The sequence below is a fragment of the Bacillus sp. DX4.1 genome (assembly GCF_030348195.1).
Lineage (GTDB): Bacteria > Bacillota > Bacilli > Bacillales > Bacillaceae_G > Bacillus_A.
In genome coordinates this window covers 1,380,428-1,400,739 of sequence record NZ_JAUCFT010000008.1, presented here as the reverse complement: position 1 = coordinate 1,400,739, position 20,312 = coordinate 1,380,428, and the positions used below count along the sequence as shown (strand labels likewise).

Sequence of the window (20,312 nt, the reverse complement as noted above, 5' to 3'; positions counted from 1 at the left end):
TGAAAATGGCAGAATTTAAAGAGCAAGTATTAGATATTTTAGAAGAAGTATGCGAAAACGATATTGTAAAAGAAAATCCAGATGTACAATTATTCGAAGAAGGTATCCTTGATTCTTTCGGTACAGTATCTTTATTAGTAGAATTCCAAGAGCGTTTAGAAATTGAAGTATCTATTTCTGATTTTGATCGTGATGAGTGGGCAACACCGAACATGATCGTTAAGAAACTGGAAGATATGCGATGAAAAAAGCAACTTTTGGTCCGATGCTCCTAGCATTGGCCCTTTTTGCTGTATTCTTACTTATTCCAATACGCTTTTTATTACCTCTTGTCAGTGATAAAAAAGTGGAACAAGCTGCAACTTCTGTAGAAGCAGAGAAGATACAAAGTATGATTTTACAGCAAAAAATGCTAGAAGATCCGAAGTACCTTCCGATGTATGGTTCATCGGAATTTAAACGGCTGGATGCTTATCATCCCTCCAGCTACTTTAAAGTAAAACCAGAAGGCTTTACACCATTTCTTCTCGGGCGTGGCGGAACACAAAACCTTACCCATGTATTAAACTTTGCGTCAACAATGGACGATTTAAAAGATAAGAAAATTATCTTTGTTCTTTCGCCTCAATGGTTTGTACCGCATGGCATTGATGAATTGCACTTTGCACCTAACTTTTCAAAACAACAAGGCTACCATTTTATTTTCAATAATGACTTACAGCCTGAAATGAAAAAACATATTGCAAAGCGCTTATTAAACTTTGATATTGTAAAAAAAGAAACATTACTAAAAACATCTCTAGAAGGCATTGTCTATGATGATACGAATCATAAAGTAAAAGCTATTGCAGCTAAGCCATTTGCTTATATTTATCGTAATATTTTAGATCGTAAAGACTTGTTTACAACAATGTTCAATATTAAACCGCCTAAACAACAACTTGATCCTGCGTTGAAAAACATGACCTGGGAAGAAGCACGCAAATACGCTGATCAGACTGGTGCAGCTAACTCTAAATCCAATAAATTTGGCATTGATGATTCTTATTTCCATGATAAAATTAAGGATGTTAAGCAACGCAAAGGCTATTTAGCACACGCGTCTTATGATAAATCTCCAGAATATGAAGATTTACAAATTGTTCTTGATCTTTTAAAACAGGCTGGTGCAAAACCACTCTTCATTTCTGTCCCAGTTAAAGGACCTTGGTATGATTATGCAGGTTTCCCAAAAGAACGACGTGAATTATATTACAAGAAAGTTCATGAGCAAATTAAGCAAGCTGGATATCCTATCGCTGATTTTTCTAATCATGAATATGATAAATATTTCTTAAAAGATCATATGCATTTAGGTTGGAAAGGTTGGGTATACATCGACGAGGCAGTTCAAAAATTTTATAAAACGAACTAATAAAAAGAACGCTTGAATGATTCAAGCGTTCTTTTTATACATGTATCTGCAGCTTTTCTACTGTTACTCTAGCTTCTTCCACTATGCGTTCCACAATTTGCTGTGCAGGCTCTCTTCTCGCTAAAGAAGACGCCTGTCCTGCCCAAAGAGACATATATGCTCCCGTATTTTGTTTAGCCGCTGTCTGGCGTATTTTAGATGTTAACACATTTTGAACAGGATACATCGGCAACTCATCTTCTCTCCCTTTATGCTGTTCAATAAATGCATTTCGAATACCTCTTGCATATTTACCTGAAAATGAGCGTGTCACAGTTGTACTTGTATCTGTACTATGTAGCACCGCTTCTTTATGTACTTCATGTGTGATACTTTCTTCACTTGTTAAAAATGCCGTACCCATTTGAACACCTTCTGCTCCTAACGCATAAGCAGCAACAGCGCCCTGTCCATTCATAATCCCTCCTGCCGCTACAATCGGAATATCTGGAACTGCTGCTACAAGTTGCGGAATCAACGCAAATGTTCCAATCATGGAGTCTTGCTCTTTTCCAATGAAAGTTCCACGGTGTCCCCCTGCTTCACTACCTTGTCCCACGATAACATCAACACCTATTTCAGCAAGTACCTTTCCTTCTGCAACATTTGTTGCTGTTCCAATTACCTTTATTCCTTCTTGCTTCAATGATGTAATTTCCTCTCTCGTCAGCGTTTGAAAAGCAAAACTCACAACGGGTACCTTTTCTTCTATTAAAACCTGTAACTGTTCTTTATAACTCTTTGGAAGTTGCACCGATTGTTCTTCCTCTTCTACTCCTAATTCTTTTTGTATCGGTTCTAACAAAAGTCTCGCTGCTTTTACTTTTTCTTCAACAACCTGTATTTCTTTCGTAATTAATAGATTTACTGCAAACGGCCGGTCTGTTAACTTGCGTATATCACGAATAGCTTGGCGAATTTGTTCCGCACTCATATACCCTGCTCCTAGCGTGCCAAGTCCGCCACTATTACATACAGCAGCAACGAGTTCCGGTGTTGTAATTGCTCCTGCCATACCTGCTTGAATAATGGGATATCGAGTTTTTAATATATCATTTACTCTGCTTGAAAACATTCTTCTCTCTCCTCTCCTCTCATCTATATAAATACAAATTAAAAAAACGACATATAACCCTTCTTTTTAGGTGGGAGAGAGCATCCGACCATGCATAGAAGCGGTCAGTTCCTTTTCCTGCCCAGACATAGTGAAAACAAAGAGAGAAAACGAGTGCAGGTCACCTTTTGTTATCCATAGCCGCGGCTTATATGTCGAAAAATCAAAATGGATTTATATAGTATCTTCTTGTTTCAACAAACTTTTCCCTTCTTTTACAAGGATTGAACTGCTTATAAACGAATATATTGAAAGAAAAGGGGGAGATTACATGCTTCAGCCAAATGCTCTACAAAAAGGCGATACTGTTATGATTATTGCTCCAGCAGGTCCGCCAACAATTGAACACATTCTTGCAGGAAAAAACATACTAGAACAAATGGGACTATCTGTTATCGTTGGACAAAGTGTCTATGAAAAACATGGTTATTTAGCTGGAAATGATGCAGTGCGTCTTCACGATTTACATGAATCGTTTGCAAACCCTATTGTGAAAGCTGTTTTTTGTGCAAGAGGTGGATATGGAAGCGCTCGTCTTCTTCCTCATATTCATTATGAACTCATTCGAAACAATCCAAAAATCTTTTGGGGCTATAGTGACATTACTGCTCTACACATCGCTTTTTCACAGTATGCACAGCTCATTACATTTCATGGACCTATGATCGAAGCACTCGGTAAAGGACTCGATTCTCTCTCTCTATCTTCTTTCAATCAGCTATTCCATCCTTATTCTACTATTTTAAAAGCAGCAGAATGTCTGGCTTCTTCATCCTCATGTACGGTTTCCGCACCGTTAATTGGTGGGAATTTAACAGTTCTTACAAGCACACTTGGAACACCGTATGAAGTAAATACAGTAAATAAAATTTTATTACTTGAGGATGTCGGCGAAGAACCATATCGCATTGATCGTATGTTCAATCAATTACGTTTAACTGAAAAACTGAGTCAATGTGCAGGTCTGATTTTCACAAGTTGCCAAGACTGTATAGCCTCTAAACACTCTTTATCCTTACAAGACATTTTGTATGACTATCTCGTCCATTACAATATCCCGGTTATGTTTGGCTTTCCTATCGGACACATTCAACCCAATATTGGCGTTCCACTTGGTATTACTGTCACAATGGATACTGAGAAAAATACATTGGCTATTCCTTCGGGGGTGAAACTATCCCGTACTACCGAGCAATAACACGTAAGTAAAACATCCAGCCCTTCATTAAAATCAAAAAAGGAAAAGCTTTTTATCGCTTCTCCTTTTTTATTTGTTTTTCTTATTCTTATTTTTATTGTTGCTTTTATTGTTGTTTTGATTACTTTTTTGTTTTGTGTTTGAAGATGATTTTTTCTTCGCATTATTATTTTTCGCCATGTTCTTCCCTCTCTCTCGGTCAAGCTATTAATACGATATGACCACAAGGGAAAATGGCGACAATTTTTTACTTATAATAATTGAAAATTCTTCCTGATGCAATATCAGCAATCTCTTCTGGTATAAACGTTTTATTAAATTCAGTACCAACATTTAATACGGCTGTCGCCTCTTTATCAATGTTTTCAAACAACTCTTTTCCACGCATCGTAATAAGGGGTGTTCCTTCCGGCAACACTTCTTGTACAAATTCCAACTGTGTAAAGAACGGGACAATCCATCTTCCTTCACCTTGGAAATAGCGTAGGCGCACTGTTCCTTCTGTTTCAGAAACATCTGCCTCAACAGATCCGGCAACATAAAAATGGGTTGTTAGCAATAACTCATAAAATTCTTTTTGTTTTTGTTTGTCATCCTCAGCTAAAACGAGTACCGTTTCTATTTTCTTTAATGGAATTTGTTCCATCTGCTGCCACCCCTGCTTTCAAAATGATTATACTGTAATTATACAAAATATTCTTATTTTTTTCTATATAATTATTAAATATTTTATTACGATAATATTAAGCCGAAACGTTACATTGTTACATGTGAATGATTTCTTATTCTCTCTAATACTTCAGCAGTTGTAGTAATTGTAGCAAACTCTTCATAAAGATTTACGAGTGTCATTTTATGAATTTCTTCTGCACGATATTGTGTACCGTCTGGCCCTATGCGATCAAATGTAGCTGTTGCATCGCTGACTAAATAGGTTGTAAATCCTAAATTCCCCGCCACTCGAGTTGTCGTCTCTACGCAATGATTTGTTGTTAATCCCGTAATAACAACCGAGTTACAATGATTGTCTTTCAATAGTTGTTCTAAATTCGTTCCAATAAATGCACTATTTACACACTTTTGAATGATTGGTTCACCTTGTATTGGCTTTACCTCTTCTTTAAAAGCAATCGTTTTTGAATTTGGATGAAACATAGATTCTGGATTATCTTTGTTAACATGCTGAATATGAAAAATCGGTAATTTTTTTCTTCTCCATTCTTCTAATAAAATTTGGATATTCTCTTCTGCAAAAGGATTATTTCGCTTTCCCCAATTTGGTAAATCAAACGCCTTTTGAACATCAATAATAATAAGCGCGACTTGGCACATCACTGTTTGCCCCCTACTCTGCTGCTTGTAATTGAAATAAAAATCCAAGTTGTTGTGAAGCAGAAATAAAACCAATATACGCACACAGCTCCACAATCTCTGCTTCACTCCAATATTGTTTTAATACATGAAACATCTTATCATCTATTGCCGAACGATTATGTACAAATAAATGTGCAAAAGTTACAGCAACACCTATCTCTTCTACTTTTTGTATATCATTTGGTTTCCCTTTTGCCATGCAATACGGACATTCATTTCCAAATGCAAGTGTTCTTCGCACTTGCTCTTTTAATTCTGCAGAAAGCTTTCCTTTTTCATATAATGTGCTTTCTAATGAACTCCAATCATGTAGTAAATCCGGACAATGCCCTAATAATTTTTGAAATCTTGTTTCTCCTACATCTGATAATGAAATTCTCTCCATCATTCTTCCCCCTATTCCTTACTCTTTTATTGTAAAATAAAGTAGATTCTTTTCACATTTCATATGAATCTTTATTGATTGATTTTCTTTACAATAATTATTATTTTATTGGGGGTATATTTACATATGCAATTAGATCGTTTAGATCGTAAAATTTTAAATGAATTATATAATGATAGCCGTCTCTCCATGCGTGAATTATCAAAACGCGTAAACTTATCCGCTCCTTCTGTTACAGAACGTGTGCGTAAATTAGAAAGTGAAGGCGTAATTCAAAAGTATACAATTGATATCGATTATAAAAAGGCTGGTCTTGTTTTAGACTGTATTTTAGAAATCACATTAAAAAATGGCGATACAACTCGTATGCAGCAATTTATTCAATCGTATCCAACCGCAAGCTTTTGTTATCGCGTAACAGGAAGCCTTTGTTATATTGTTAAAATCTCTGTCCCTTCATTAGTCGAGCTTGAAGAATTTATTAATGATGTTTCTTCATATGCAACAACAGTTTCTCATATCGTATTATCAGAAGTATCTCTTACTCCTGATATTGAACACATTTTCCCAGAAGAGTAAAATTAATTTTTATTCAAAATTTCTTTCAAAACCCCTTACAAAAAGAATAAAAATGTTTTATTATGTATTAAAATACATAAAGTTCGAGAAAGGGGCATCACAGTGAAAATCTGGTTTTACGAAAAAACAACGCAAGAGGATGATTTACTTGGCATTTGGGATAATGTTCCCACCATACCCCGAATTGGGGAAAAAGTAGAAATTTTAAAAGCCGTTCGTACCGTCACAGATATTAAATATGTAAAAAACGGAAATAATTTTCATGTTGAGATTGTCATCCATTAAAATAACAGCTCTCCTACATCAATATGGAGAGCTATTGTTTATTTTTAAATCTCATATTATTATATAAATCCATTTTGATTTTTCTACATATAAGCCGCGGCTATGGATAACAAAAGGTGACCTGCACTCGTTTTCTCTCTTTGTTTTCACTATGTCTGGGGCAGGAAAAGGATCTGACCGCTTCTATGCATGGCCGGATGCTCTCTCCCACCTAAAAAGAATGGGTTTATGTCGGTTTTTTAATTTGTATTTATATAGCGAGATTCATCTTTTGTAATTATAATTTTATCGCCTGCTACTTCAACCTTAACATAATCATTCTCTTCTAATCTTAACTGATTCACAGCTTCATCTGGTAATTCTACAGCCATGAGTCGTTCTGTTAAAATGACTTGACTGTAACTATGCGCTTCTTGTTTCTGTAATGACACCATTTTCTTCCCTTCGTCAATGACACGAAGACACGGTACCCCTACTTCCGTTACAGTACGCCAATTTCGACGAATAAACGGAATCAGCCATATGAAGCTAATCAGGATCACAACGAGCCCAATCCATAAATTACTTTGTGACTGCAATTCAGCAATAGGAGGCACCTCATCTGCTCCTTCACCACTGCTGAATTGAATAACTGTTGCAATAAAATTATTTAATGCGTGCACAGCAATATTCGTCCATATATTTCTCGTTTTTATGTACAGAAGACACATAATAACGCCAAATAAAAATGCGCCAATGACATCAAAATGTCCTAAGCCAAAAATAAGAGAAGAAATGATAATAGCTCGCTTAATTCCCCATTTATAGGTCATACGATTTAAGAAAAAACCGCGGAAAATCACTTCCTCCATAATTGGTGCAAAAATACAAGCTGAAATAAAACTAAATACTAGCGCATAAGGACTACTCATATCAATGATATCTTCACTCAACATTCCAATTAAGAAGTCCGGAAAAAGATGCGCTAATATGTAAAACTGAATAAAAGATATACCAAATGCAAAAACCATTCCCATTGCAGTTGCAATAATAATTAACTTCCATGATAATGCTGTTGGCTTATCAAAGAAACTCGTAAACAAAACATTATTGTTACGAGTTTTATAGAAAAGCCAGAGCAATGGAAACACAAAAAAAACAAGCGTTTGTAACGCGACTTCTATTACATTCTCTGGAACATTCACAATAGATAACGGTACTAATGTTACAATTGTTCCTAAAATCATCCATATAAAAAAACTACGAAGTCGTATACGTGAAAATGCGTACTGAATAAAAAACACCTCCAAGGTAATATATGTATATTGTAATATGAATATCGTAAAAATTCTTCCTATTTTTCTCAGTTCATTTTTAATAAAGTGAAACTTCCATCAGTGGGGGGGATTAATGCCCCTGAATAGCAAGATAAATAACCCACTTCCTACCACATGGGCTATGCCTTACACATGCCTGAGGAAAGAGGCTTCTGTTGGGTTGCTATTAAAATATGTATTTAAGAAGTCTATTTTTTACAACTATCTTCTTAAATACATATGCATTCACTGCCCTGCAAGACCCTATGAAACAAAAAGAAGCTAAAAAAGATCCCAGGTTTAGAAAACACAGAATGCTGGAATCGTGAAAAAATAAACGAAAAAATTGGTTAATAAAAATCCCTGCTTGCCGCGGGGATTTTTATTATTATAATACATCACGTTTTTGAAACAATGCACTTGATGCAACGAGTAACACTGCAAAATAAGCAATCACAAGCAATAATGATGTTGTGAAATTAAATTCTGTAAATGGCGGTTTTGCACCACCACTAATTAATTTATCGTTATCATACACACTTAAATTTAAATGGAATGTAACAACATATTTTGCAATTCCTTTCGCAAATTGAAAGAAAACGATTTGAATAAGTCCTTCCAAGAAAAATAAGAATAATGTAATAACAAGCGGTAAAACAGATTTTCTAAAAATATTTGCTAGGAAAAAGGCAACTGTTGCGTAAAATAACATCGGTAAAATCTTATACAATACATGCTTTATCATGACTGTAAATGTGACTTCACCTGTTCCACTACCAAAGACAATCAATCCAATTAGCATAACAATTGGTACAGAAATGAGACAAATAAGAAGAATCGCTAATACGACTGTCACATATTTTGAAAATAAAACAGTAACACGTTTTCTTGGGCGGATAAGCAATTGCTTAATCGTTCCTTTTTGAAACTCTTCTGTAATGGTACGAGATGCAAGCGTAACTCCAAAAATCGTAGCAAACATTATAACCATTGCCATAAATTCATCTGCAAATGCTAAAAAACCTTCATATTGCACTTCTGCCGGCGCCCATGTTTTAATAACAATGGCTGCTGCAATCTCTAACACTACTAGTAAGCCTAATAAAATGTACATACCCTTTTTCGCATGTAATTTTAACAATTCATTTTGAATTAATTTTATCATTATGCCTCTACTCCCCCTGTAATCGCTAAGAACTCATCTTCTAATGTTTTATTTTGAACCGTTACACCATATACAAGCACATCAGCATGAACAAGCTTTTTTACGAGCTTTGGAATCTCCTCTTTCGTTACAGATGTAACAATTACATTCCCTTGCGCCTTACCTTTAATTACTTCATTTGCATTCCCTACTTGATCCACTTCAAATGCTACCACAACTGTTTCATCGTTTTTCGCTTGCTCATGCAAGTTATACTCTTGTACAAATTGACCATTCTTAATGATAACAACACGGTCACACATCAATTCAATCTCACTTAACAGATGGCTCGATACAATTACGGCAATGTTTTCTTCTTTCGCTAAACGCTGTAAATAATCACGAATTTGGCGAATACCAGCTGGATCTAATCCGTTTGTTGGCTCATCTAGAATTAATATCTTCGGGTTATGTAGAAGTGCTTGTGCAATTCCAAGACGTTGCTTCATTCCAAGTGAATATGTTTTTACTTTCTTATGAATAGCGTGCTCTAAATCTACAAGCTTCACAATTTCAGCAATACGTTCTTTGCTAATCGGCGTAATTGCCATATTGGCAAAATGCTTTAAATTTTGCATCCCTGTCATATATTCATATAGTTCAGGGTTCTCTACAATTGCTCCGATATGCTCTAGTGCTTTTTCACGCTCTGTACGAACGCTATGACCACAAATTGTAATATCACCTTCTGTCATGGCAATAAGACCTGTCATCATACGAATTGTCGTCGTTTTCCCGCTACCATTTGGTCCAAGAAATCCGTATACTTCCCCTTCTTGTACTTCAAACGAAAGACCACGAATAATTTCTGTGCTACCTATTTTTTTATGGACGTTTTCTAATTTTACTACTACGTTTCCCAATGCTTGTTCCTCCTTTAAAATTCTAGTTTTTTGTCGATGATATGGCTTGTCATTAATACCAATAGAAAGATTAACAACAAACTAAAACATAAATAAGTAATGTTTGAAGTATCACTGAAATAAAAAGATGTTTCAAAAAAACCGTTTTTATTTATAAATCCAGCATCTTTTACAGAAAATATATATCGATCTATTTTTTCTAAAATATTAGTTACCGCAAGCTGAATTCCACTAAAAATAAAAAAGAAAAATATAAATAGCACCTTACTTAATGAGGATTTTATATTAAACAGTTTTATAATTACAATTATGAAATACACAGAAACTAATGTATTTATTAAATCTACAATCCATAAAAAAATAGAAAACAAATGATGGAACAAACCATAATTGTACAAACTATTAATAGCTTGTTGAATCTCTCCACTTGTCTTTTTCTCATATATATTTAAAGAAAGAAAATGTAAAAAAGCAATACTTATTAAAGATAGCAAAATAAACATTATTATAAAAAACAGCAAATTGGCATATATATATTTCTCTGATGGAATTGCAGTATACCGAATCATAGAACCTTTTAACATATTTCGAAAAGAAGAGAGTGCCAGCAAGAAGATTGAAAATACAGTTATACAAAATAATAATATAAATATGATTAATATTATTTCTTGTCTATTTGGAATCATTGTCCTCGAAGATCCCTTCATATTAAATAATAGAATTAAAGAAATAGTAATAAATCCGAAATAAATTACCCATATTTTCTTTCTATTACAGTTATATAAATATCGAAGGAGTTGACTCATTTTCCAAACACCTCCTTAAACAGCTCATTTACCGCCTTCCCTCTTTGAAAACGAAGTTCTTCCACGTTCTCATGTAATACAATTTCTCCATCCTTTAAAAAGATGACTTCATCAAAGATATTTTCAATCTCGCCAATTAAATGAGTAGAAATTAAAATAGTACAATCCTCACGATAAAATTGGAGGATGAGCTCTAGCACATGTTCTCGTGAAACAGGATCAATTCCGCCAAGCGGTTCATCTAATACATATAGTTTTGCTTTTCGCGAAAACGTTAAAATAAGCTGTAGCTTTTCGACCATCCCTTTGGACAAAGAAGTAATTTTTTCTTCTAACGGTATTTTGAATTCAGCTACCGTATCCACTGCTTTTTGAATATCAAAATCTTGATAAAAGTCACGATAAAAAAACAAAGCATCTTTTACAGTCATCCATTCATCAAATATCGGACGATCCGACATAAATGAAACAATTTTTTTCGTTTCTAAGCCAACCTTCTTACCATCAATCAAAATTTCTCCTTCAGAAGGATGCTGCAGGCCCACAATCATTTTCAATAACGTCGTTTTTCCGCTCCCATTATCTCCAACAAGACCTATAATTTTCCCTTCTGTTATCGTCAATTTCAAATCTCGAATCACTGCCTTTAAAGCATATCGCTTCCAAAGGCCTTCTATTCTTACTAACCCCTCCATCAGTTCTCCTCCTTTTTCTCTTCCAATGAAGAACGGAGAATCGAGAGAATTTCTTCTTCTGTAAACCCTAGATTGTCCATTCCGTTTATAAAAGAATGAAGCAACTCTTTTGCCATATCTTTACGCAGCTCCATAATTTTCTCTCCTTCGCTCGTCACATATCTTCCCATTCCTCTACGTGTCACGACGATACCATCTCGTTCTAGCTCTTGAAATGTACGTTGAATCGTATTCGGATTCACTTGTAATTCACTCGCTAATTCACGTACGGAGGGGATTTTATTACCAGGCTGTAAATGGCCTGTTACAATTTCTTTTTTTATGTATTCCATCACCTGAATATAAATCGGGATGTTGGGAGAAAACTCAATTTTCATTTCTTCCCTCCTATCGCTCTAGTGTACTAGTTAAATAATACACCAATACAAAACAAATGTAAATACTTGTAATTTTGAAATATATATTAAAAAATAAAAAACAGTGCAATTTCAATTGCACTGCCTTCCCGTACCATTTATTTATTTAATGTTCCTACTACACTCTCTTCAAAAGGCCACTTCGGTAACATGTTGCGAAGCTCTTTATCAGAACGATAACCGAGCGCATACTCAGCCTGCATAATTGTGTGGATTTCACGTGTTCCTTCGTAAATAACCGGTGCTTTCGCATTTCGTAAATACCGTTCTACCGGGAACTCATTCGAATAACCATATGCACCATGCACCTGCACTGCATCATTTGCTGCTTCGAACGCTGCATCACAAGCAAGCCATTTCGCCAAAGACGTTTCACGTGTATTACGCTTCCCTTCATTTTTTAACCACCCTGCTTTATAAACCAATAAACGTGATACTTCTAGATTGGCAGACATCTTTGCAATCATTTGCTGCACAAGCTGGTGTTTCCCAATTTCTTTGCCAAATGTCTTTCTCTCTTCACAATACTTTATACTTGCTTCTAAACTCGCTTGAATTAATCCACATGCACCTGCAGCCACTGTAAAACGTCCGTTATCTAATGACGCCATTGCGATTTTAAACCCCTCTCCTTCTTCACCAAGAAGGTTTGATGCCGGTACCTTAACGTCATCTAAAAAAACTTCTCCTGTATTGCCAGCCCGAATGCCAAGCTTTCCTTTTATTGCTTTTGTCGTTACACCCGGAAATGTCCGTTCTACAATAAAACAAGAGATACCGCGGTGCTTTAATTCATGATTTGTTTTAGCAAAAATTAAAAAGTGATCTGCTACATCGCATAAAGAAATCCATGTTTTCGATCCATTTAATACATAGTAGTCTCCTTCTCGCACCGCTGTTGTTTGCATCGCAACGACATCTGATCCTGCATTTGGTTCTGTTAAACCAAACGCTCCAATTTTTTCTCCTTTTGCTTGTGAAACGAGATATTTTCGCTTCTGCTCTTCTGTTCCCCATTGCAAGAGTGTCATACTATTCAGTCCTGTATGTACAGATACAGCTGTACGAAAAGCCGTATCACCACGTTCTAACTCCTCACAAATAATAGCGAGCGTGTTATAGTCCATACCAACGCCACCATACTTCTCTGGAATACAAACGCCCATAAATTGCAATTCTGCTAAACGCTTCAAGATTTTTTCTTCAAAATGCCCTTTTTCATCCCATTCTTTAATATGCGGAATAATCTCATTATCTACAAACGCCCTTACCACTTTTCTTACACTTTGTTGTTCTTCTGTCAAAGAAAAATTCATTTTTGACGCCTCCTTATATCCATTGATTTTTTTTCATTTCGATAATTCTTTCCGAAGAATATCCTAATTCCTGCAAAATACGCTCTGTATGTTCTCCGTGAAGTGGTGGATGCTTCCTCATAAGCGTTGGTGTCTTTGATAATTTCAATGGGGAACCAACAAGTTTAAGATTTTCGATGGTTGGATGCTCCATATGAATCATCATCTCTCGTACTTGCGCTTGCTCTGTTTCTAATGCTTCTTTCACGTTGAAAATTGGACTATTTGGAATGCCGACTTCATCCAAAAGCTTCTTCCATTCCTCTTTTTCTTTCTTTTTCATTTCTTTTGCAATAATGGCTACAAGTTCCTCTTTATTTTGAAGACGAACTGCATTTGTTTTATAACGGTCCGAACTCGATAATTCTTGTCTACCGAGCAAGAGGCAAAATTTGTGAAACTGTCCGTCGTTTCCTATCGCTACCACAAGGTCTCCGTTCTTCGTCGCAAATACCTGATAAGGAACGATATTCGGGTGCTGATTACCAAGTCTTAACGGAAGCTCTCCTGTGCACAAATAATTGCTAGCCACATTTACTAATGCAGCTAGTTGTGAATCAAATAAAGAAATATCTACTTCTTGTCCTTCTCCTGTTCTATTTCGATGCTGCAAAGCTGCTAAAATCCCAATGCACGTAAAGAGACCTGTCAGCACATCTGAAATCGCAACACCTACTTTCGCCGGTTCTCTATCACTTTCTCCTGTTATACTCATTAGACCGCTCATTGCTTGAATCATATAGTCATAGCCTGGAAGATGCGAAGCGGGACCATTCTGACCAAAGCCACTAATAGAAGCTAGAATAATATCTTCCTTCACTGTTTTTAACGTCTCATACCCAAGCCCCATTCGCTCAAGTGTTCCCGGTTTGAAATTTTGCACGACAATATCAGCATCAGAAATAAGATTTTTCAAAATATCCTTTCCCATTTCCGATTTCAAATTTAATGTAAGGGATTGTTTATTGCGATTTGCACAAAGAAAATAGGCACTTTCTCCTCCAACGAAAGGCGGTCCCCACTCTCTTGTATCATCACCGTTTACTACATTCTCAATTTTTATTACCTCAGCCCCTAAATCACCGAGAATCATCGTACAAAAAGGACCAGCAAGAACGCGAGATAAATCAACAATTTTGATTCCCTGTAATGCTCCTTCCACTCCCTCTCCTCCTATAGTAAAAAACCAGTAAAGCCCACTATAAAGAAATGCAACATGATGGTTTACTGGTTTGTATTTACAAGTTATTTTATAAAGTGAAACTTTTCTCAGTGAGCTTATTCTTCATCCCTTACTAAGAATAAGCCCCGCCTTTCTTCTATACATTTCTTTAAATCTTGAAGCGGGGGCTTACTTTCCGTTAATGCAGGATAAGAGGACTATTGTACTTTCACTTGAGATAGTACTTCTTTAAATGCATTGATTACAGTATCTACTTCTTCATAACTGATTGTGAGGGACGGCTCAATACGGATTGTTTTAGAGTTAATTAACGTTCCCGCAACAAGGATTCCTTGATCAAACATCGCTTTGGATACTTCATAACCAATTTCATCTTTATGGAATTCGATACCAATCATTAAACCTTGACCACGAATTTCAAATACTTTATCTTCATGTCCTTTCGCTGCTGCCTTCAGTCCTTGCAAGAAATATTTTCCGACTTCCGCTGCTCTTTCCGGTAATTTTTCTTCCAATAAAACATGAATTGTTGCGATTGCAGCTGCACATGCAAGTGGGTTCCCACCGAATGTTGTTGTGTGCATGAATGGGTTTTCAAACCAACTTTTAAATACTTTTTCTTTGGCAACAATTGCACCCGCAGGCATGACACCTCCGCCAAAGGCTTTCGCAAGACAAATAACATCTGGAACAACATCGTACAATTCTGCTGCAAACATTTTCCCTGTGCGTCCCATTCCTGTTTGGACTTCATCGAAAATAAGTAAAGATCCGTACTCATCACATAATTCTCTCACTTGTTTCAAGTAGTTTTCTGGAGGTAAAATAATCCCGCCCTCTCCTTGAATTGGTTCTAGAATAACAGCGGCAACATCTTCTCCTACTAACGCACATGTTTCAAATGTTTTTCTCATCATATCAATATCACCGAATGGAACATGGCGAAAACCTGGAATTAATGGTAAGAACGGCTTACGGAACATTCCTTTTGCTGTTCCAGATAATGAACCAAGGCTTTTTCCATGAAAAGCACGTGTTGTTGAAATAAAAGTTGTCCGTTCACTGTACATTTTTGCCAGTTTCAATGCTGCTTCTACACTTTCTGTTCCGCTATTTGTAAAGAAAGCATATTTTAAATCGCCAGGCGTAATATCCGCCAAAATTTTCGCAAGAATAGCCCGAAGCGGATCTAACAAATCTTGACTATGAAGTGCTTGGCGTTTTAATTGATCTGTTACAGCTTTTACTACTTTTGGATTACGGTGTCCAACATTATAAATTCCAAATCCACCTAAACAATCAATATACTTTTTACCATTGATATCCATAAAGCAAGATCCTTCATCAGACCATTCTACAGCTGCAAATTGTCCATCTTTTGTTACCGTTTTTCTGTATGCAAGGAAACCAGGGTTTACGTGCTCTCGGAATCCTTCTACTGTTTCTTTTGTAATCCAGCTTGCTTCTTCCTCAGATACTTTATCCTTTTCAATTAATTGAAGTACTTTCGTAATATAATCATTAACACCATTGTAATTCACATCTTGTTCCGTAGATTTACTTTGTACATTCGTCCCCATCTCTACCACTCCTATATCATTTTTATTTTGCAAACCAACCAATTGGTTCTACTTCCAAATTTATATTAATCTGTTTAATTTCCTGGAATTCTTCTAAACCAAACGTACCTAATCCACGACCAATACCACTTTGTTTATATCCACCCCAAGGCGCTTCATTATATGTTGGATGATAGCTGTTAATCCAAGTAATGCCTGCACGAAGTCTACGAATTACACGCATCGCTTTTGCCCCATCAACTGTAAACACTCCTCCAGCTAGACCATAATCTGTACCATTTGCAAGTTCAATTGCTTCTCGTTCATCTTTGAACTTTTGAATTACTACAACTGGACCAAAAATTTCTTCCTGAACAATACGCATATTAGGTTTTACATTGACAAAGACTGTTGGTTCAATGAAAAATCCTTCTCCTTTACCATCAGCTGTAATTCGATTTCCCCCACAAGCAAGCTGCGCTCCTTCTTCTTTTCCAATCTCAATATAGCGTAATACCTTTTCCATATGCTCTTGACTAACAAGTGGCCCCATCTCTGATTCTGGATTATCACCAGGACCGACGTTAATTTGCTTTGCACGTTCTACAAAACGAGCAACAAACTTATCGTAAACGCTTTCCTGTACGAGAATTCTTGATCCTGCCGAACACACTTGACCAGTACCTGCATAAATACCAAACAATGCGTAATCGACAGCTGTTTCAAAATCTGCATCTTCAAAAATAATATTTGGTGATTTCCCGCCAAGTTCTAGCGAAATCTTTTTCATATTATCTGCTGCTGTTTTCATAATGTGCTTTCCAGTTTTCGTTCCACCTGTGAAGGAAATCATATCTACTTTCTCACTTGCCGCAATCTCATTTCCTACTATTGGTCCCGCACCCATCACCATATTCGCAACACCTTTTGGTAATTCCACTTTCTCAAAAATTTCGAATAGCTTTGTTGCAGTGATTGGTGTAACCTCAGAAGGCTTAAATACAATTGTGTTTCCAGCCGATAAAGCAGGAGCAATTTTCCATACACTCATTAGTAAGGGATAATTCCAAGGAACAATTAATCCACAAACACCAACTGGCTCTCTGACTACCATAGCTTGCATCGGATCAGCTACATGATAGGTTTGTCCATCTGGTTTTGTAATAAGCCCAGCATAATAACGGAAACAAGCTGCCGCATCCCCAATATCACCTTCTGCCTCACGATATGTTTTTCCGTTATCCATTGTTTCAAGGCGAGTAAGTTCTTCCATATTTTTATCAATTTCATCTGCAATTTTAAATAAATAAGATGCTCTTCCAGCAGCGGGTGTTTCTGACCAAATCCCGCTATCAAAAGTCGCTCTTGCTACTTCTATCGCTTCCTTTGCATCCTCGATCGTTCCTTCGGGTGCATATGCGATAACCTTGCCATTTGCAGGGTTAATAATAGGTCGTTTCTCTCGATTACTAGAATCTCTCCATTCACCGTTTAGATACATTTTTAAATCTAGCACTGTATATAATCCCCCTTTGTCGATCGTTCATATATTCTATAAGCAATAATTGTGCCAACATTTTAAATACCAAATAATCCTAAAAAAACTGACTATTCCCTCTAATAAAACATAAAAACCTATGCATTTTTGCATAGGTTATTACATTTCGCATAATTACGGATTAAATAAAAAGAGCAGCTCATATAAGCTACTCCTTTTCCTTTTAGAAATATGAAATTGTATCAACTTCCATTTCTTTGTCATTCACGATTTTTTGATATTTACGACTAACAGAAGATTGGCTGATTCCAAGGGCTTTCGCTGCCTTCGTCGTTGTTTTATACTGCTTCATTGCGAGTAAGATTAATTGCTCTTCTACAGAATGTAATGCTTCTTGCAATGGTAAAACTCTTGTAATAACCGGCTTTGATTTTTTAAAATCATATCCAGGAGTTAAAAATTTACTAACAAATTCAGCCTCAATAACTGGATCATCTGCTGATACCACTAAACGTTCAATCATATTCTGTAACTCTCGTACATTTCCTGGCCATGAATAAAACTCTAGTAAGTTAAGTGCATCAGGAGTTAAATGATAGTTTCTATTATATTTTTCATTTAACTGCTGTAAGAAATGAAATGCAAGTACTGGAACATCTTCCATTCGTTCTCTTAACGGGGGAACTTGCAACGGAATTACATTTAAGCGATAAAATAAATCTTCTCGAAACGTACCAGCTTCCACCATTTTTTCGAGACTTTTATTCGTAGCAGCAATAATTTGTACATTTATTTTCGTAGATGTAGTGCTTCCAATCGGAATCACTTCTTGTTCTTGCAACACCCTAAGTAATTTCACTTGTAAATGTAAAGGCATTTCTCCAATTTCATCCAAAAACAAAATCCCTTGGTCTGCACGTTTAAAATATCCTTCTTTTCCATTTTTATCAGCACCAGTAAAGGCACCTTTCGTATAACCAAACAATTCACTTTCTAACAACGGTTCTGGAATCGCACCACAATTTAATTTCAAAAATGGCTGAGAAGAACGGCTGCCCAGCTGATGAATGGCTTGTGCGATTACTTCCTTTCCGACGCCGGACTCTCCATAAATAAGAACAGTTGAAGAAAAATCAGCTATTTTTTTTGCTTGATTAATGATTTGCTCCATTTTCGGACTACAATAAATGAGTTTCTTAAGAAAACGATCCTGATTTTTAAAACTATCTAACTCTTTCTTATATTGTTCTGATATCTTTTTCATCTCATGTAATTCTGTTTTTAATCTCGTTGCTTCCGTAATGTCTCTTGATGCAATAATAATGCGATGAATCTTGCCATCATCATCAAATACAGGATTTCCAACAGCTAATATTTTCCGGCCACTTTTTGTTTCTTGAACGATCGATACCTTTTTCTGCTGCTCTAACACTAATCGAGTAACGGAGGGACTAAATAGCCCTTTGCTCTCTAATTCTAAAAGGCTCTTTCCTAAAAGCTCCTTCAAGTCCCTTCCCCAAAAGTCATGAATAACGCTTTCGCTATATCGAATTAATTCTCCCTTACGATTGACTACTAATATTTCATCATAAATGCTAGATAGGATTGCATTTAAATCTTTATTTAAGTCCTTAATATATTCAATTTCCATAGCCATATCCTCAACCATCGGTAAATCTTGCACGATAATAACCATTCCGTCTATTTGTTGATCAAAGTTAGGAATAGGGCTGTAATCAACTAATACTCCCATCTCATTTGTTATTTGCAGCTGATTTAAAATCGTTTTCCCTGTCGCAAACACATTATTAATATGTTCTCCATTAAAAATGTGTTCAGCAGGCACATTCATTACCTTTTCCTGATTTGCTTTAATCATCTTCAAACCAGATTCATTGCAATTCACAATTTTCTTTTCACGATCCACAACAAAAATTCCCATTGGAATAGACGTTAAAATGATTTTCAGTAAATCTACACTTTTATTTTCTTGTTTAAATAGCTCTGCAAACACATCTTCTCTTCTTATATAACCATTTAGCTCTCCGTCTTCATTCTTAACCATAGCAATTGGTGCCCCAATAATTTGGAATAGAGCAGGTAAAGAGATATTTTTGCTAAGCTGACATACTGTGTCTAGTGAAATAGCACTTGAGAGTAATGTTTCAGGAGTTAATTGCTCACTTTTTAATAACAGCTCCTTAACATGGACGTATGCAAATAATTGATCTTGCTTTTTTAAAAACAAAAAAGATTCTTTCATTTTTTCAAAATCTATATTCCATTCCTTTTCAGATTGATCGATAGATAGAGAAACAATAGGTCTAATTTTTTTATGAGCAATGAAAAACATTCTGCTATTCCTCCTTTAAACTGCTTAATTTGTATTGTATCATTAAAAACAGATTTTTTTAATTAATCTGACAATAGCTTTTTTATGAGAGATTAATCGCTCCCGCCAATCAAAATATCTTCTTGAACGTAAGCTAATACCATTCCTGGAATCACTTTATCTCCCTCTTCTACCTCTAAAGAATGTACTTCTCCGCTACATCCCATCTTAATCACTTCTACCTCACCATTCATATTTTTTATAGAAAAAAGTGGTTCCCACTCATAAATCCGAGAGTCTCCATTAATAGATACCTTTTCAATTGTTCCGTAACATGGGCTCATAACAATCTCATAATACAAAATATATCATTCCTTTCTCATTCAAATATTCTTTCCCGGTTATACGTGATATTAATACTGCTCAGACAACATTTGTGACTGGAGAATCGTATAAAAAAAACTTTGAAAATCCACTACATCTTCTATTTCAATTCCTAGCTTAGGTGCCCAGTATTGCTCTTCTTCGATGTCTTCTTGACTTAATAAAATCATTCTTCCATTTTGAATAGATGTGACCATTGCTTTTCCAAAAAATTGCTGCGAGTAAGTAACTGCTATATCATATCGATGATGATTCGACACAATACAATAATAACCAATCGGTTGCCTTTCAATTTGTTCTAATAAAATATCCAGTTTCATACGATTCCTCCCTT

General features: G+C 35.8%; 22 protein-coding genes. 5 read left to right on the top strand and 17 right to left on the bottom strand.

The window, feature by feature from the left end:
- Positions 1 to 5 precede the first annotated feature (5 nt).
- Positions 6 to 245: a D-alanine--poly(phosphoribitol) ligase subunit DltC gene (dltC, locus tag QUF99_RS10110; RefSeq protein ID WP_286124124.1), complete on the top strand. Its 240-nt coding sequence runs from the start codon at positions 6 to 8 to the stop codon at positions 243 to 245.
- Positions 242 to 1,414: a D-alanyl-lipoteichoic acid biosynthesis protein DltD gene (gene dltD, locus QUF99_RS10105; RefSeq protein ID WP_289369839.1), complete on the top strand. Its 1,173-nt coding sequence runs from the start codon at positions 242 to 244 to the stop codon at positions 1,412 to 1,414. Before dltC ends, dltD begins: the two co-directional genes overlap by 4 nt.
- A gap of 34 nt (positions 1,415 to 1,448) precedes the next feature.
- Here dltD and QUF99_RS10100 read toward each other — a convergent pair whose 3' ends face one another.
- A complete protein-coding gene (locus QUF99_RS10100; protein ID WP_289369838.1) occupies positions 1,449 to 2,528 on the bottom strand; it encodes an NAD(P)H-dependent flavin oxidoreductase in 1,080 nt (359 codons plus the stop codon).
- Between the two features lie 310 nt (positions 2,529 to 2,838).
- On the opposite strand from QUF99_RS10100, the gene QUF99_RS10095 reads away from it, so the two are divergent.
- Positions 2,839 to 3,765 carry a S66 peptidase family protein gene (locus tag QUF99_RS10095; protein ID WP_289369835.1) on the top strand — a complete coding sequence of 309 codons (927 nt, stop codon included), beginning with the start codon at positions 2,839 to 2,841 and terminating at the stop codon, positions 3,763 to 3,765.
- 247 nt (positions 3,766 to 4,012) lie between these two features.
- Here the strand turns inward: QUF99_RS10095 and QUF99_RS10090 are convergent, their stop codons facing one another.
- From QUF99_RS10090 to QUF99_RS10080, 3 genes are all read right to left on the bottom strand, one after another.
- Positions 4,013 to 4,411: an SseB family protein gene (locus tag QUF99_RS10090; RefSeq protein WP_289369834.1), complete on the bottom strand. Its 399-nt coding sequence runs from the start codon at positions 4,409 to 4,411 to the stop codon at positions 4,013 to 4,015.
- Between the two features lie 110 nt (positions 4,412 to 4,521).
- Positions 4,522 to 5,097, bottom strand: a complete 576-nt coding sequence (locus QUF99_RS10085; RefSeq protein ID WP_483298623.1) for a cysteine hydrolase family protein — start codon at positions 5,095 to 5,097, stop codon at positions 4,522 to 4,524.
- 13 nt (positions 5,098 to 5,110) lie between these two features.
- The gene (locus tag QUF99_RS10080; RefSeq protein WP_289369831.1) at positions 5,111 to 5,527 is read right to left on the bottom strand and encodes a carboxymuconolactone decarboxylase family protein; all 417 of its coding nucleotides are present in this window, start codon (positions 5,525 to 5,527) and stop codon (positions 5,111 to 5,113) included.
- Between the two features lie 123 nt (positions 5,528 to 5,650).
- On the opposite strand from QUF99_RS10080, the gene QUF99_RS10075 reads away from it, so the two are divergent.
- Together QUF99_RS10075 and QUF99_RS10070 are read left to right on the top strand one after the other, a co-directional pair.
- Positions 5,651 to 6,103, top strand: a complete 453-nt coding sequence (locus tag QUF99_RS10075; RefSeq protein ID WP_286124117.1) for an Lrp/AsnC family transcriptional regulator — start codon at positions 5,651 to 5,653, stop codon at positions 6,101 to 6,103.
- 102 nt (positions 6,104 to 6,205) lie between these two features.
- A complete protein-coding gene (locus tag QUF99_RS10070) occupies positions 6,206 to 6,388 on the top strand; it encodes a DUF3913 family protein (protein ID WP_174099499.1) in 183 nt (60 codons plus the stop codon).
- A 239-nt stretch (positions 6,389 to 6,627) separates the two neighbouring features.
- Here QUF99_RS10070 and QUF99_RS10065 read toward each other — a convergent pair whose 3' ends face one another.
- The 13 genes from QUF99_RS10065 to QUF99_RS10005 all read right to left on the bottom strand — a co-directional run bounded on the left by QUF99_RS10065 (position 6,628) and on the right by QUF99_RS10005 (position 20,298).
- Entirely contained in the window at positions 6,628 to 7,662 is a 1,035-nt protein-coding gene (locus QUF99_RS10065) for a CPBP family intramembrane glutamic endopeptidase (protein WP_289374614.1), read from the bottom strand.
- A 409-nt stretch (positions 7,663 to 8,071) separates the two neighbouring features.
- Entirely contained in the window at positions 8,072 to 8,848 is a 777-nt protein-coding gene (locus QUF99_RS10060) for an ABC transporter permease (protein WP_289369830.1), read from the bottom strand.
- Positions 8,848 to 9,750, bottom strand: coding sequence for an ABC transporter ATP-binding protein (locus QUF99_RS10055; protein WP_289369828.1), 903 nt, complete (start codon positions 9,748 to 9,750; stop codon positions 8,848 to 8,850). The genes QUF99_RS10060 and QUF99_RS10055 overlap by 1 nt, the downstream gene beginning before the upstream one ends.
- 14 nt (positions 9,751 to 9,764) lie before the next feature.
- Positions 9,765 to 10,556: an ABC transporter permease gene (locus tag QUF99_RS10050; protein ID WP_289369826.1), complete on the bottom strand. Its 792-nt coding sequence runs from the start codon at positions 10,554 to 10,556 to the stop codon at positions 9,765 to 9,767.
- Positions 10,553 to 11,251 carry an ABC transporter ATP-binding protein gene (locus QUF99_RS10045; RefSeq protein ID WP_289369825.1) on the bottom strand — a complete coding sequence of 233 codons (699 nt, stop codon included), beginning with the start codon at positions 11,249 to 11,251 and terminating at the stop codon, positions 10,553 to 10,555. Before QUF99_RS10045 ends, QUF99_RS10050 begins: the two co-directional genes overlap by 4 nt.
- Positions 11,251 to 11,628 (bottom strand): GntR family transcriptional regulator, encoded by a 378-nt coding sequence (locus QUF99_RS10040; RefSeq protein ID WP_289369824.1) that lies wholly within the window; start codon positions 11,626 to 11,628, stop codon positions 11,251 to 11,253. The genes QUF99_RS10045 and QUF99_RS10040 overlap by 1 nt, the downstream gene beginning before the upstream one ends.
- 137 nt (positions 11,629 to 11,765) lie before the next feature.
- Positions 11,766 to 12,983 carry an acyl-CoA dehydrogenase family protein gene (locus QUF99_RS10035; protein ID WP_289369823.1) on the bottom strand — a complete coding sequence of 406 codons (1,218 nt, stop codon included), beginning with the start codon at positions 12,981 to 12,983 and terminating at the stop codon, positions 11,766 to 11,768.
- A 13-nt stretch (positions 12,984 to 12,996) separates the two neighbouring features.
- Positions 12,997 to 14,184 carry a CaiB/BaiF CoA transferase family protein gene (locus QUF99_RS10030; protein WP_289369822.1) on the bottom strand — a complete coding sequence of 396 codons (1,188 nt, stop codon included), beginning with the start codon at positions 14,182 to 14,184 and terminating at the stop codon, positions 12,997 to 12,999.
- Between the two features lie 218 nt (positions 14,185 to 14,402).
- Entirely contained in the window at positions 14,403 to 15,785 is a 1,383-nt protein-coding gene (locus QUF99_RS10025; protein WP_289369821.1) for a putrescine aminotransferase, read from the bottom strand.
- 22 nt (positions 15,786 to 15,807) lie between these two features.
- On the bottom strand, positions 15,808 to 17,280 hold the full coding sequence (locus QUF99_RS10020) for an aldehyde dehydrogenase family protein (protein ID WP_289369820.1): 1,473 nt from the start codon (positions 17,278 to 17,280) through the stop codon (positions 15,808 to 15,810).
- A 205-nt stretch (positions 17,281 to 17,485) separates the two neighbouring features.
- Entirely contained in the window at positions 17,486 to 19,615 is a 2,130-nt protein-coding gene (locus QUF99_RS10015; RefSeq protein ID WP_289369819.1) for a sigma 54-interacting transcriptional regulator, read from the bottom strand.
- Positions 19,616 to 19,707: 92 nt separating this feature from the next.
- Positions 19,708 to 19,956 carry a biotin/lipoyl attachment domain-containing protein gene (locus tag QUF99_RS10010; protein ID WP_286124102.1) on the bottom strand — a complete coding sequence of 83 codons (249 nt, stop codon included), beginning with the start codon at positions 19,954 to 19,956 and terminating at the stop codon, positions 19,708 to 19,710.
- A gap of 51 nt (positions 19,957 to 20,007) precedes the next feature.
- The gene (locus QUF99_RS10005; RefSeq protein ID WP_286124101.1) at positions 20,008 to 20,298 is read right to left on the bottom strand and encodes an SAV0927 family protein; all 291 of its coding nucleotides are present in this window, start codon (positions 20,296 to 20,298) and stop codon (positions 20,008 to 20,010) included.
- Positions 20,299 to 20,312 lie beyond the last annotated feature (14 nt).